The following is a 13,374-nucleotide window of genomic DNA, read 5'->3' as shown; positions in this document are numbered from 1 at the left end:
GGGTGACGGTGTGCAGCAGCTCGGCCAGGGCCGGGTCGGGGTTGTGCTGGTAGTTGCCGGGCACCCGCCTCACCCCTGTTCGCGGCGGCCGCTGCCGCGCCGTGATGTCCGGTCGGGATGCGATGGTGCGGCCACGCCGCGGGCCGAGGCCGCATGCTCATCCGCGGCGCCGGGGTGGCCTGCTCGGGTCCGCGGTGTGGGCGCGGGAAACTGCGGGCGGACAAACACCGACACGTCCTCGTGGACGACCAGATGGCAGGGCTCGCCGCGGGCGCGCGCCTTGCGGGTCTGGGTGAGCTGCCAGAACGACGGGCGGGCGTGCAGCTGGCCGTCGCGGACGGCGGCCAGCAGCGCCATTACGTGCTGCAGGTACTGGAAGCCGGCTCGGGTGGCCAGCTCGACCGTGATGGTGGCCAGATCGAAGACCCGGCCTCGGCGGCGGAGGTTTTTGGTGACGGTGACCAGCAGCCCGCCCGGGCGAAGCACGGCGAAGCAGCCGGCGTAGACGTCGGCCAGTTCGGCCAGGTAGCGGTCGCCGCGGGCGTGGCCGAGGTTGGCCCGCTCGGTGGAGTAGTTGAGGGTGTCGCGGCGGCACAGGGTGCGGCCGGCCAGCCATGCCCGCTTGTCGATCATGCCGACGTCGCCGCCGTACGGCGGGGAGGTGGCGACCAGGTCCACCGTGCCCAACAGGTCGGCGAGCACGCCCGCGAGGTGGCGGGCGTCGCCGAGGCGGACGTCGCCGCGCCGGGCCTGCTCGTCCGGCAGCGCAAAGCCGAGGTTGGCGCGGGCCAGCTCGGCCCAGCGGGCCTCCAGCTCCACCCCGACCGCGCGGCGGCCGAGCGCGGCGGTCTCCACCAGGGTGGTGCCGATGCCGCACAGCGGGTCGACCACCAATCCGCCGGGTGCGGAGTACTCGGCCACGATGCGACGGGCCAGCTCGGGCAGCATCTTGGCGGGGTGGGCGGTGGAGGCGGGCAGGTAGCGGCCGGCCCGCTGGGACTGCGGGCTGGTCTGGGCGCAGGGCCAGACCGCCAGGGGCAGCTCGCCGGCGGGCGTGTCGAGCGCGGAAGGGGGCAGGGAGACAGCCAGGGCGCCCATGGGGTGGCCGGGCCATCGGTTGCGCCAGGGGGAACGGGTCTCTACTCAAGAAACCCGGATCCGGAGGGCTCACGGGCGGATCCTCGCGAGGCGGTCAAGCAGCCCGAACGTTCTTGGCGATCGCCTGGGCCGAACTTGGGTCGAGGACGTCGGTGCCTGCGATCAGCAGGCTCACCTCGGCGGCAGCCGCAGGGCGGCGGCCCTGTTGGGGGACAGCAGCCGCGGCCAGGGAGCGGTGCACGGCCGACCTTACAGCGACGAAGGAGCGGCGCTCCTGTGCGGCTACTGCCATGCTGTGGTTCGTCCTGGCTGTCGATCCCTCATCTGCGCGCGCCTCAGCCGCTGCATTGCAGCGAGGCGGCTGGCATTGAACACACCAGCAGCAAGCGGGGAGAGCTACCCATGTTCCGGGGAACGAGGGATGATGCCGCGCTCGATGGCCAGGCGCGTGAGGTCGGCGCGGCGGCGGGAGCCGGTCTTGTCACGGATGCGGTCCAGGTGGGAGTGAACCGTCCGGACGCTGATGGTGAGTTGCTCCGCGATGTCCTGATCGGTATCGCCGCCCGCGACGAGTTCCAGGATCTCGCGTTCCCGCTTGGTGATCCGGATCGGGGTTTGGAGCAGGTAGGCGGCGAGGGTGGCCGACACGTAGGTGCGCCCATCGGCCACGGCCTGAATGGCGCTGAGGATCTCGACCTCGCCGGCTTGCTTGGTGAGATACCCACGGGCACCCTCCCCGATTGCCTGGATGACGTCGGCTGGCGTTTCGGAGGCGGACAGGACCAGGACCGAGCGACCCTGGGCGACCAGGTGGGCAACCGCGGCGGGACCTTGCAGGCTGCCGGGGAGCTGCAGGTCGAGCAGGACGATCGTGGTGCTACTCAGTCGGAGGGTGTCGAACTCGTCGACTGAGCGGGCCACCCCGGCCAATTCCAGCCCAGGGGTGGTCTCGATCACCTGGGTGAGGCCTTGGCGGAACACCGGGTGATCCTCGACGATCGCGACCTGAATCATGCCGGCACCCACAGGGTCACCCTGGTGCCACGTCCGGGTGCCGACCAGACGTCCACGCGGCCGCCGACCGCCCGCAGGCGGCCTCCGAGGTCCTGGTCGACCCATTCCAGGCCGTCAGGGTTGTCTGTTTGGTCAGGGCGGCCGCCGTGGTCGCGGATGGTGATCTGGACGCCATCAGGTCGGGCGACCGCGCGGACAACCGTGCGCGTCGCACCCGCAGACCGAGCGGCGGTGATTAGCGCCAGCCTGGCCGCGTCGAGCAGCGCCGTGCTGACCGGAATAGGGAGGTTCTCGTCGAGTTCGTTGGTCACCAGCTCCACGGTGAGCCCGTTGCCCCGGGACTCCTGGACCAGCGCGCGCAACCCGACGGCCAGCCCTCCGCGGGAGCGCTCCGCGTCGGCTTGCAGCACGGCGCGTAGTTCGGCCGCCTGGCCGAGCGCGAGTGCTTGCACCTCCCGTAGCTGCGCAGCCGGCGACTCGCCAGCATCAGCCCTTGCGGCGATCGTCTCGAGGGTGTGCAAGGCCGCCTCGTGGGTGTCGCGCAGCAGCCTCGCCCGTTCGGCCTCCCGCCCGGCCCGCAGCCCCTCTGCGGCCTGCAGGCGGCCTCCTTGGCGGGCGAACGACATCACCACAAGCGGCAGGACGACCGCTAGACAAGAGGTCGCTAAGCGACTGAGGAACTCCGGCCAGCTGATCGCGTCGAGTTCGACACCGTTGACGACGCCCATCGCCAGCTCCAGCAGCACGGTACCGGCTAGCAGCATCAGGCCGGTACGCGCCCCCCGCAGCGTGGTCCACAACACCACCACCGACAGCGGGTACGCCAGGAAGATATCGCGTCCCATCAGGTAGAAGCTGCCCGGTCGGATGAGTGAGCTGACCCACAGGTCGATGGCCACGGCGATCAGGATGTCGACGCCCAGGAGCGCATTGGATTCGAGCCACCCGCGTAGCCGGCCAGTCAGGGCACCGATCAGCAGGGCGAGGTTGGCGATCAGCAGTGGCCCCAGCATGACCGCGAGCGTGGCCGGTGGGATCTCCCCTGGCACGATGGCCAGGCTGCTGACGGCGACGATCGGCACGACCGCGACGCGGTAGGCGAGCACGGCGACGGCGAACCAGCTGAAGGTTGGCGCCGCGAGGGCATCGGCGCCTGCCGTGGACGGCGCTGCAGCCACCGACGTCCGCAGCCGAGCAAGCCAGACCATTGGGAAGCTGATCCACCCCGCTGCTTCTGAGGGGGCGTCGACCCGCAGCCGCACATGGGTGCCCTTGCCAGGTGCCGACCAGACCGCAGTCGTTCCACCCGCCTCCGTCATGCGCGCGCGGATCGAGCGGGCAAGCCCGTATCCTGTTGTCGGTAAGGTCGGATCGAATCCGCGGCCGTGGTCGCTGACCGACACCTCGATGCTGCCGTCGGTGATGGTTGCGTGCACGGCAGCGCGGGTCACACCGGCGTGCTTGGCGATGTTGGCGAGCGCCTCGCGAACCGCGCCCTCAATCGCCTCCAGCACCTGCCGAGGCGGGTCGGACCCAAGTGCTCCTGTAACCATCAGGTCGATGTGCACGCCCCGCCGGCCGAACTCCTGGCTGAGCGTGTAGAGCCGAGTGTCAAGACCGGCTTGGGCGGCTGCGGCGTCCTCGTGCAGCATTGCGCGTAGCTCGCGTGCCTGGGCCAGCGCGATGATTTGGGCTTCTCGTAGGCGCTCTTCGGTCGACTGCAGGGTGATGCTGGTGGTCAGCGCGAGCCCCTCCAGGGTCTGCAGCACTGTGTCGTGCATCTGGCGGAGCATGTCCGCCCGCTGCGCGGCCTGCCCCGCCCGCAGCCCCGCGGCCACCGCCCGGCGAGCCCCCCGCCGCGCCAACCCCATCACCACCACGGCGCCGCCGAAGACGGTGCACATCCACGCGTAGCGGACCAAGAACTGCGTCCAACCGGCCACGTCCAGTGTCGAGCCGTTCACCCGGAACATCGCGAGCTCAAGCACCCCTGCGCCGGCGACCATCGCCGCGCCGGTCCCCGCACCGCGCAGCCCGGTCCACAGCGCGACCGTGCCCATCGCATACCACCAGAAGGCGTCCCGGCCGCCCAGTGCGACCGTGCCATGTGGCATGGCCGCGCTCATCCACAGGTTCAGCGTCACCGCGACGAGGATCTCACCGGTCAGGAACAGGTTGGACCGCAGCAGCCACCGCAGCCGTCCCGTCGCGACACCAGCAAGCAGCACCGCATCCACGAACAAGACCGAGCCAAGCGCCCAGGCGAAGCGGGTCGCCGTGGACCCCAAGGCGGCCACGGTGCTTGCGATGATGACCGGGGTCACCGCCACCCGATAGCCAAGGCCGGCCCGTGCCCACCAGTTGAGCGCTCGATCATTGAGCCCATCAAGTCCGGCCGCATCGGCGGAATCTGCCTGAGAGGCCAGCGACGCATCGGTGTCCCCACCACGGCGGCGAGACCGGAGGAAGCCCACTCCGATCCAGCCAGCCAGCCATGGTGGGTGAGGCCGATCGGCTGCTAGCCGTCGGCTACGGACCATGTCCAGCCCGCAAGGAAGGCGAGGAGCCGGGTCGGCTACGAGTGTGACCCCGGTACAGATTGGAGTGGCCGCGCCCGGTCCGGCAGCCGAATAGGGGTGTCCGGTTGGCGCTGTGGCTGTCGAGCGTCATGCTCCCCCCTGTCAATGGCGACCGGAGCGTAACCGAATAGGTCCAAACCAGCCAAGTCTGGCCGATGCCATGGGGCGACGTGACCGTTCAACGGATCCAGGGACGCTAGCCGGATGCTGGACGGCGAAAGAAGGAGTACTCGCCTCCCGGTGGAGGGGTAGTTCTACCCCTTGGCGACCATGCCGAGGGCCGCCAGGCTCAAGGGGTGGATCACACGGCAAGCCAACCAGTGCGCGCACAGATCTTGGCTAGCGCGCCACTGCTTCGAGCTGGGCTGGAACGAGCCGCGCTCGCCGCCGGCCTTCAGCTGACTGGAGAAGCGTCGCCAACGGTTGGACTACACAGTTCTGACACCGGCCCAACGGGTGCAACGGTGGACCTCAGCGTCGGAGCCAACCTGGTGACCATCGTGCTCACGGCCGTACCAGACCGTCAGACCTGGACGGCAGTGTGGAGGCTGCTCGCCGAGCTAGTGGACACGGCCGCCAAATGACGTGAACCGATGCATCAGGCGTATTGGCGCCCCATGCGACGTCATGTCCACCCGAAGCGGATACCAGGGCAAGCAACCGCGGCGGCGGTTTGGAGCGCGACACACGCCATCGGAAAGGGACATCACAGACCCGAGGCCAGCCAGGCCCCGACACACATGAGTGCCGACGACTACCGCTGGCAGCCGCTCTGACGTTCGAGGCTAATGTGGGTTCGACCGGTGGGGAATGATGCCGCTCTCAATGGCCAGCCGAGTCAGGTCGGCGCGGCGCCGGCAACCGGTCTTGTCGCGGATCCGGTCTAGGTGCGAGTGGACCGTGCGGACGCTGATCACCAACTGCTCGGCGATGTCCCGGTCAGTCTCCCCACTGGCGACCAGCTGCAGGATCTCCTTCTCCCGCTCGGTCAGCTGGATCGGCGCCTTGAGCAGGAAGGCGGCCAAGGTTGCCGACACGTAGGTGCGGCCAGCGGCGACGGCCATCACCGCCCGAAGGATTTCGTCCGGTTCGGCTTCCTTGGTCAAGTAGCCGCGGGCCCCAGCGCCGATCGCATCAACAACAGCTGCCTGCCGGTCGGAAGCGGATACGACCAGCACGGCCAGGCCCTGTGCGGCGAGGTGGTCGACGGCCTCCGTCCCCTCCATGCCGCCAGGGAGGGACAGGTCGAGGATAACGACGTCCGGCCGGGTCAAGACCTGAGCCTGGAAGTCTTCGATCGAGCGGGCAGTGATGACGAGATCGAGCGCAGGGGTCGCATCGATGGCCTGCACCAGCCCGTGACGGTAGACAGGATGGTCCTCGACGATCGCCGCGGTGATCATGGGTTCCAACACAACCGGGTACGCGTTCCGCGGCCAGGCGCTGACCAGACCTCGGCGCGGCCGCCGACCAGAACCATGCGTTCCTTGATGGAGTGCGTCAACCCATAGCCCTCGGTCGAGACGGCCGGGTCGAACCCCCCGTCCCTGGTCACGCACCACGACCTCGACCCCCGCAGCCGAACTGGCCGCGCGGACCACCGCGTAGCGCACACCGGCATGCTTGCCGACGTTGGTGAGCGCCTCCCGCACCGTGCCGACCAGCGCCTCGGTGATCGAGGCAGGCGGCTCGGCACCGAGTTCAACCGCAACCAACTCGACCTGCAAGCCGCGGCCGTGGTACTCGCAGATGAGTGTCTGGAGGGAACTGGCGAGGCCGTCCTGGGTCCGCTGGGTGTCTCGGTCCAGGGCTGTGCGCAACTCCCTTGCCTGCTGGAGTGCAGCGGCCCGCACCTCGCGCAGTCGCTCTTCTGCCGGCCGGTGCTCGCTGGCAGCCTGCAGGGCGAGCCCTTCCAGGGTCTGCAGCACGGTGTCGTGTAGCGCGCGCAGGGTTTGGGCGCGTTCGGCCTCTCGTCCCGCCCGCAACCCCTCGGCCACCGCCACCCGCGCCCCTTGGTGGGCGAGGGCCATGATCACGAGCGGCAAGACGAACGCCGACACGAGCCAGGCGAGGCGCGCCAGGTACTCCATCGCGCCGGTGAAATCGAAGCCCGCCCCATTTAGCCGAGCCATCACCAGCTCCAGCAGCGCGCCGCCAGCCACCAACACCGCACCCGCCCTTGCCCCCCGCAGGCCAGTCCAGAAGGCCACCACCCCGAAGGTGTAGCCCCAGACGATGTCCCGGCCGGGGAGGAAGAACGTGCCGCGCTGCAGGACCGAGGTCGCCCACAGGTTGAGGGCGACCGTAACGCAGAGGTCGACCACGAGGAACACGTTGGACCCAAGCAGCCGGCGGAAACGGCCAGCCAGGACCCCTAGCAGCAGGACGAGATCCCCGCTGAACACTGCACCCATCGTGGCAAGCAGGGACAGTGGCACCTCCCGTCGACCGTTGCCGATCGCCCCGGCGATGAGGATCGGGGTGAGCGCGACTCGGTAGGCGAGCGCGGCAACGACGAACCAGCTGAGCGTGCGGCTCGCAAGGGCATCAGCGCTTGCGACCCCGGTCGGCTCGGCGCGGAGCAATGCCTGAGAGGCCGAAGGACCGCTCCGGCGGTCATGGGGCGGTGAACGATGGTGCAGCGGCTGTCGGAGTTCGGCCGATCCTGCCCAGCCGCGGACAGTTGCGGTCATCGACCACACTCGATCAGCCACGCTGCTCATCATGGGTGGTGCCGACGCCGTGCATCTTCATCCCGCCCTCCCCTGCGCGAACGCTCTCGTTGAGCGGACCGGAGATCCCAGAGGAGCCCGCGACAAGAGGCTCGGCTTCGTCGCCAATCGGGAACTAACGACGGTCCAGCGGACATGACAGGACGGCCACCGGTCTCACCGGTGACCGCTTGGACCCGCATCCGCACAAGATCGGGTTCCCGCCGTGCCACCCGAGCCGCTTCGCTCTCCGGTCCTGGTCTCCCAAAAGAGGGGTAGTTCGACCCCGCCCGGGTTAGGTAGTTCTCCGCTTCGACACCGGCTCGGTCGACGCGACCATCAAGGCCTCCGGCCGAGCCCCCTGGCGAACAGGCGGGGGGCCGGGGGGCGCCAGGCGGGCTCGGCCGGAGACCGACAAGTCATCAGGGTCCGAGGAGCTTGAGGAGCTGGACATGCCGGAGCAGGCGGCCAACGGGCGGTGACCCTGGTGGGCCGGGCACATTCATCGTCCAGCTCGACCCGCCGGTTGGCCGATTCGCCACTCATAAACGACGCTGCCTACCATTGGTGGTCGAACCATCGGCACCTGAATAGAGCCTGTAAGTCACCGACTGGTTTGCACCTGATGACTCAACCGTGTCAGCGAGAATCGCTCGCTATCCTCTTGCTCTCGATTTTGACCTGTGCCTTGCGGCGAATTACTCGCCTGGACATTCACGGAGTCTGTGTGACACCAGCACGCTGATCGGGGCGCTCGGCGAGCGGTGACATTCCTGGGCGGGAGAAGGCCACGCTGCTGCGGGTCGACCTACCGGCTCACCGCAGTGGTGCGATGCGGGAGAGGCTGAACATCCAGCGGCAATGGCTGGACCAAACGGCAGCCGGCCAACGCCGCCCAACCTCAGCCCGCTTAAGCGCTGTGTCCGCCGTTGGGGCTGCCAAGCTCGCCAACCCACCTCGCCGACCCAAGCTGAAATATCGACCAGGCCCACCTGGGATGGAGGGGGGTGGCCGCACCCCGCACCCAACCTATCCCTTCCTGCGCCATACCGGCGTGTCGATCTCACAACTTCTGGCCCAACGCCCAAGACCTTCAATCCGGCGGCTCCGCCGCTGCGTCATTCAAGCTCGTCATCCCGGCTCCAAGACAGGGGTATTTCTGCCCCGCCGCAGTTACGCATTCCTCCACAAGACCACGGATCAGTCTCCAGAGATGATGCTGTCGGAAACACACCGTCGAGAGGAGGTGACAGGAATCCGGATAGGAGCATAACAACAGCGGCCAGGAAAGGAGGCCCTCACGCGAAGCACTTCAGCTAGCACGCGGATCTTGGGATCCGCCGCCACATCTGACCCGACAGCCACTGCCAACACGAAGGAGGACACCCCGGTGGACAGCCTCGACAAGCCGGACAACCAGGAACGCTACGCGCTAGCGTTCCGCCAGCAGCCCGAGACCCGGGTGACGATGTTCATCGACATCGTCGGGTCGACGGCCTACAAGCAGGACCACCCACAGTCGGACTGGCTGAACGCCTACGGCAAGGTCTTCGACATCATCGAGGGTCGACTGCTCGCCCACAGCGGCGAGACCGTCAAGTTCCTCGGTGACGGCGTGCTGGCCGTCTTCGGCGAAGACGACGCCGCAAAGGCGATCAACGCCGCGATCGAGATCCAGGAGCAACTCAGCGAGGAGAACCGGGCAGGCCGCATCAAGTGCCTGTGCTCGATCGGCGTCGCCACCGGCAAGGTGGTGAAGTTCGAGACCACGAAGGGCACCACCGACTACATCGGCAGCAAGGTCGACCTCGCCAAGCGCCTGTGCGAAGCGGCGAACGGGCAGGCGATCTGGGCCGACGACGACACCATCGCCAACGCCCAGATGGGCAAGGTGAAGGCGAAACTCGGTGATGCGCAGGGCTGGCAGAGCGGCGACTACCTCACCGATCGGCAGACCGCCCCCCTCAAGGGCTTCCCCAGCCCAGTCGCCTACTACGAGATCCTCTGGCTCGGCCGACCGTTCGGAACGACGAACGCGACCCTCACCGAGGCCACGGGGAGGCTGGCCCGGGCGACCCGAGACGCGGTGCAGCGAGAGGCGCCGCAGACGCAAGAGTCCCGGCCGGCGCCTACGAAGGTGCTCAGCGGGACGCTGCAGTGGATGGAGGAGCGGAGCTTCGGCTTCATCGACACCGAGGACGGCGGGTCCTACTACACCGACTCCCGCTACATCGTCGAGGACAGCCAGGCGAAGTCGGGGGCACGGGCGTTCTTCATCCCCAGGCCGCCCAACCAGGAAGGGAAGAATCCGGTCGCGGGCGCCGTCGTCTTCAAGGACCAGGAGTTGATCGGATGGGTGGCAAGAATCCACCCCACCGGACGCTTCTGCTTCATCGAGACGTTCGACGACTCGCAGAACAAGCAGGACTTCTTCCACTTCCTCGGGGACAGCAACCCCGAGGGGCTCGAGGTGGACGACGAAGTCCGGTTCACCGTCCTGGAGGCAGCCAAGGGCCTGCAAGCAACCCGAGTCGCCAAGATCCAGGAGACGCCGCAAGCCGCGTAAGAACCGGCTCGAGACAGCGGCAGCCCCGGGCAGTCCCACGCCCGGGGCTGCCGGCTGTGAGGCACTACCGTTACGACATAAGAATTGGCCGTTGACATACCCGGGGTCCGTGTCAGCGATCCGCGGTGGGCGGCGCAGGCGTCAACCTGGTAGTGGGCCGTCGGCGGCGACGAACGTCTCCCGCCACGCCGGCGACTGCGGGCAGTGGACCGGCTGGTCGCCGATTCCGTGGGCGCCGATGAAGCGGAAGCAGCGTCCCGGGATCGGATGGAACGCCTCGGCGTAGTGCGACGCCGTCACATTCGACCCTCCATCGTGTGGGCGACCGCCGCGGCGACCTCGGCGCTGGCCGCCTCCACCGGCACGGGCACCTGGTCGCTCCCGCACGCAAAGCAGGGTCGCCACCCGCGCATCCCGGATCGGCTCAGCCGCCACGCCCTGCATGTTGCCGGCGGCTTGCATGGCTGCGGGCGGCCGCATCGCGCCTGCACGATGCCCGAGCGGGTGACCACTGCCCACCCGCCGGTGGCCAACTGGTCAGCGCTCTGCGGGGGACCGTTCGTCATGTGTCTGTTCGAGCTTCCCGTGCGGCTCGCCGCCATGTTGTCGGGCCGGAGTCCCAGTATGCGATCGCAGCGCGACAGCGCGGCCGGCTCGCGGCGTCCCGGGAGCAGCGGCAAAGATCAGGCCGCCGTTCCTGAACCGGCCGGGGCACACGGCCGCGATGCCGCGCCACGTCCCGTTCGATCGCCGTTCGCGTCTCGTTCAGCGCGCGGTCGACTCGTTCACCCGTCGATCACCGGCCACTCGGCGGCACCGCGGCAGGCGAGGTGAACGGCCGGCTAGTGAGAGGTCAATGAGCGGCCCTGGCGTCCTTGCGGCTCCCATCCCGCGATCCTCGGAAGGGAGCCGCTCGTGGCACGCCGGGACCCCTCCCCCTACCAGACCCTGGAGACGGCGTTTGGTCTGCTGACCTGCGGGCCGGACCCCCTCAGCCTGGACGGCCGCCTGGTCGGCCACGGCCTGCCGCCCCGCTTGATCCCGCTGGACGAGCTGCGGAGCATGCTGCTGCACCCCTCGGTGGCGTTCGCAGCCCGCGACGCCGCCGTCGCCGAGCTGGCGCGGCGCGCCCGCCGCGACCGCGGGGCCGCGATGGTCGGGCTTGCGGGGGTGCTGCTGCCGGGGCTACGGCGGCTGACCACCCCGCTGGCGCGGGCCTGCCCCGGCAAGGCCGCCGACCTGGAGGCGGCGGTGCTGGCGGGGCTGGTGGAGGCGGTCGCGGGGTTCGACGAGGCGACCAGGCGGCCGGCGGCGAGCCTGGTGTGGGCGGCGGTGCGGGCCGCGCATCGGTTGCTTGAGACCGAGCGGGCCTGGCGCGCCCGGCATATTCCGCGGGGGCTGCCGGCCGAGCCGCCCCGGCCGGCCGGCCATCCCGACTTCGTGCTGGCCGAGGCGGTCCGGGCGGGCGTGCTGTCGGCCGGTGAGGCGGAGGTGATCGGGGAGACCCGTGTGGGCGGGGTCCGCCTGAAGGCGCTGGCGGCGGCGTGGGGGGTGCCGTACGGGCAGCTGAAGCGGTTCCGACAGCAGGCCGAGGTCCGGCTCGTCGCCTGGCTCCGGTTTGACCGTCTTCGCCCTGGCGGGCCCACAAACCGGGTTTCTTGAGTGAGGGGTTCGGGAGGGCCGCCGGCCGGGTGCCACCGGTTGCGCCGCCGGCTTCCTGGCAAAGGAGGTGAGGCTGGCCCCACGCCCTGCCGGCGACCCTCCCGGCGCCCCTCCGCCTGCTTTCCGTCGTGAACGAAACGGAGCCGCTGTGATATCCCGACCCGTGCTATGGCACCTGCGCCGGCTGGCCTGCGCCGGCGCGCTGGCCGTCGTGCTGGTCGCCCTGCTCGCCGCCCCGGCGCTGGCGCAGGCCGCCGACCCGACCCTGTCGGGGGTGATTGACCGCATCCGCAACCTTTTGGTCGGGCTGCTGGCGGGCCTGGCGACGCTGTTCCTCACCGTCGGCGGGGTCCGCTACCTGTTTGCCGGCGGCGACCCCGGGCAGGTGGAGAAGGCCAAGATCACCTTGAAGTCGGCCGCGATCGGCTACGCCCTGGCGGCGCTGGCGACCCCGCTGGTCGGGTTGCTGAAGTACGTGGTCGGGGCCTGACGATGCGCCGCCTGCTGCGCCTCTCGATCGCCGGCCTGCTGGTCGTCGGCGGCCTGTGGCTTGCCGGCCCGGCCGCCGCCCAGCCGCCGCCCGGCACCCAGCCGGTGCCGCCGACCACCGCCCCGACACCAGCGGCCCCCGTCCCGCCGGTCACGGCGGCGGCCGCGCCGGCGCCCAGCCCGCCGGTCGGGCCGGGCCTGTTCGACGTCGCCGGGCGCATCCGCGAGGCGATCAACGGCTGGTTCCGCGACCTGGTCGCCAGCGCGCTGGACCCCACCCTGGACCTGGTCGGCCGCAGCGTGCTGGCCACCCCCGACCTGACCGCCCCCGGCGGCCGGGTGCGGGAGCTGTGGGGGACCTCGGCGGCGCTGGCCAACACCTGCTACGTGCTGCTGGTGGTGGCCGGCGGCCTGCTGCTGATGGCCCACGAGAGCCTGCAGACCCGCTACACGATGAAGGACGTCGCCCCCCGGCTGGTCGTGGGGATGGTCGCCAGCAACCTCAGCCTGCTGCTGGTCGGCCACGCGATCCAGCTGACCAACGCCCTCTCGGCCGCCCTGCTCGGCCAGGGCGTCCCACCCGAGCACGTCAGCGCCACCCTCAAGGCGATACTGGCCCCGCCGCTGGACGACCCGGACCTGCTGCTGGTGCTGGTCGCGCTGGTGGTGGTGGTGCTGGCGCTGGTGCTGGTGGGCTGCTACGTGGTGCGGGTGGCGCTGCTGGTGCTGCTGGTGGTCGCCGCGCCACTGGCGCTTGCCTGCCACGCCCTGCCGCAGACCGAGGAGCTGGCGCAGTGGTGGTGGCGGGCGACCGCGGCCTGCCTGGGCGTGCAGATCGGGCAGTCGCTGGCGCTGATCACCGCGCTGCGGGTCTTCTTCCAGGCCGACCGCGCGACCGTGCTGGGGCTCGGCCAGGCCCGCCTGGTCGACCTGCTGGTCGCGGTCTGCCTGCTGTGGCTGCTGGTCCGCATCCCCACCTGGGCGGGCCGGATGGTGTTCGCCGGCCGGCCCAGCACCCTGGTCGGCATCGCCAAGTCCTACGTCGTCTACCGGCTGCTGCGCCGCGGCCTGCGGACGGTGGCCGGATGAGCGGCGTGCGGATCCCGACGGACCCTTCATACTGCGCCTCTTTCGGGTGCTGGTTGGGTTCGTGGCTTGAGGCGGAAGGATGCGGCCGCCTGCGCTTGGTAGGCGGCCTCGGTCTTTGGATCCCAGGGGATGCACCAGCGGCCGCTGGGAGCCTGGCGTGCGGGCA

At 69.9% G+C, this 13,374-nt stretch carries 10 protein-coding genes; 4 read left to right on the top strand and 6 right to left on the bottom strand.

Annotated features, from left to right (window positions below):
* Window positions 1-69 precede the first annotated feature (69 nt).
* The 5 genes from VG276_12335 to VG276_12315 all read right to left on the bottom strand — a co-directional run bounded on the left by VG276_12335 (window position 70) and on the right by VG276_12315 (window position 7,384).
* Window positions 70-1,098, bottom strand: coding sequence for a DNA methyltransferase (locus VG276_12335; GenBank protein ID HEV8650166.1), 1,029 nt, complete (start codon window positions 1,096-1,098; stop codon window positions 70-72).
* A gap of 94 nt (window positions 1,099-1,192) precedes the next feature.
* Window positions 1,193-1,390 (bottom strand): hypothetical protein, encoded by a 198-nt coding sequence (locus tag VG276_12330; GenBank protein HEV8650165.1) that lies wholly within the window; start codon window positions 1,388-1,390, stop codon window positions 1,193-1,195.
* Between the two features lie 104 nt (window positions 1,391-1,494).
* Window positions 1,495-2,112, bottom strand: coding sequence for a response regulator transcription factor (locus VG276_12325; protein ID HEV8650164.1), 618 nt, complete (start codon window positions 2,110-2,112; stop codon window positions 1,495-1,497).
* Complete coding sequence (locus tag VG276_12320; GenBank protein ID HEV8650163.1) at window positions 2,109-4,436, bottom strand: ATP-binding protein; 2,328 nt, start codon at window positions 4,434-4,436, stop codon at window positions 2,109-2,111. The genes VG276_12325 and VG276_12320 overlap by 4 nt, the downstream gene beginning before the upstream one ends.
* A 1,040-nt stretch (window positions 4,437-5,476) precedes the next feature.
* Window positions 5,477-7,384 carry a response regulator gene (locus VG276_12315; GenBank protein HEV8650162.1) on the bottom strand — a complete coding sequence of 636 codons (1,908 nt, stop codon included), beginning with the start codon at window positions 7,382-7,384 and terminating at the stop codon, window positions 5,477-5,479.
* A 1,408-nt stretch (window positions 7,385-8,792) separates the two neighbouring features.
* On the opposite strand from VG276_12315, the gene VG276_12310 reads away from it, so the two are divergent.
* Window positions 8,793-9,968, top strand: coding sequence for an adenylate/guanylate cyclase domain-containing protein (locus tag VG276_12310; GenBank protein HEV8650161.1), 1,176 nt, complete (start codon window positions 8,793-8,795; stop codon window positions 9,966-9,968).
* A 141-nt stretch (window positions 9,969-10,109) separates the two neighbouring features.
* On the opposite strand, the gene VG276_12305 is transcribed toward VG276_12310, so the two are convergent.
* Window positions 10,110-10,268: a hypothetical protein gene (locus tag VG276_12305; protein HEV8650160.1), complete on the bottom strand. Its 159-nt coding sequence runs from the start codon at window positions 10,266-10,268 to the stop codon at window positions 10,110-10,112.
* Between the two features lie 615 nt (window positions 10,269-10,883).
* On the opposite strand from VG276_12305, the gene VG276_12300 reads away from it, so the two are divergent.
* The 3 genes from VG276_12300 to VG276_12290 all read left to right on the top strand — a co-directional run bounded on the left by VG276_12300 (window position 10,884) and on the right by VG276_12290 (window position 13,208).
* Window positions 10,884-11,630 carry a hypothetical protein gene (locus VG276_12300; protein HEV8650159.1) on the top strand — a complete coding sequence of 249 codons (747 nt, stop codon included), beginning with the start codon at window positions 10,884-10,886 and terminating at the stop codon, window positions 11,628-11,630.
* A gap of 163 nt (window positions 11,631-11,793) precedes the next feature.
* Entirely contained in the window at window positions 11,794-12,120 is a 327-nt protein-coding gene (locus tag VG276_12295) for a pilin (GenBank protein HEV8650158.1), read from the top strand.
* 2 nt (window positions 12,121-12,122) lie between these two features.
* The gene (locus VG276_12290; protein HEV8650157.1) at window positions 12,123-13,208 is read left to right on the top strand and encodes a hypothetical protein; all 1,086 of its coding nucleotides are present in this window, start codon (window positions 12,123-12,125) and stop codon (window positions 13,206-13,208) included.
* Window positions 13,209-13,374 lie beyond the last annotated feature (166 nt).

Source organism: Actinomycetes bacterium (genome assembly GCA_036000965.1).
GTDB lineage: Bacteria > Actinomycetota > CALGFH01 > CALGFH01 > CALGFH01 > DASYUT01.
The sequence above is the reverse complement of the archived record's forward strand: the minus strand, read 5'-3'. Positions and strand labels throughout refer to the sequence as shown.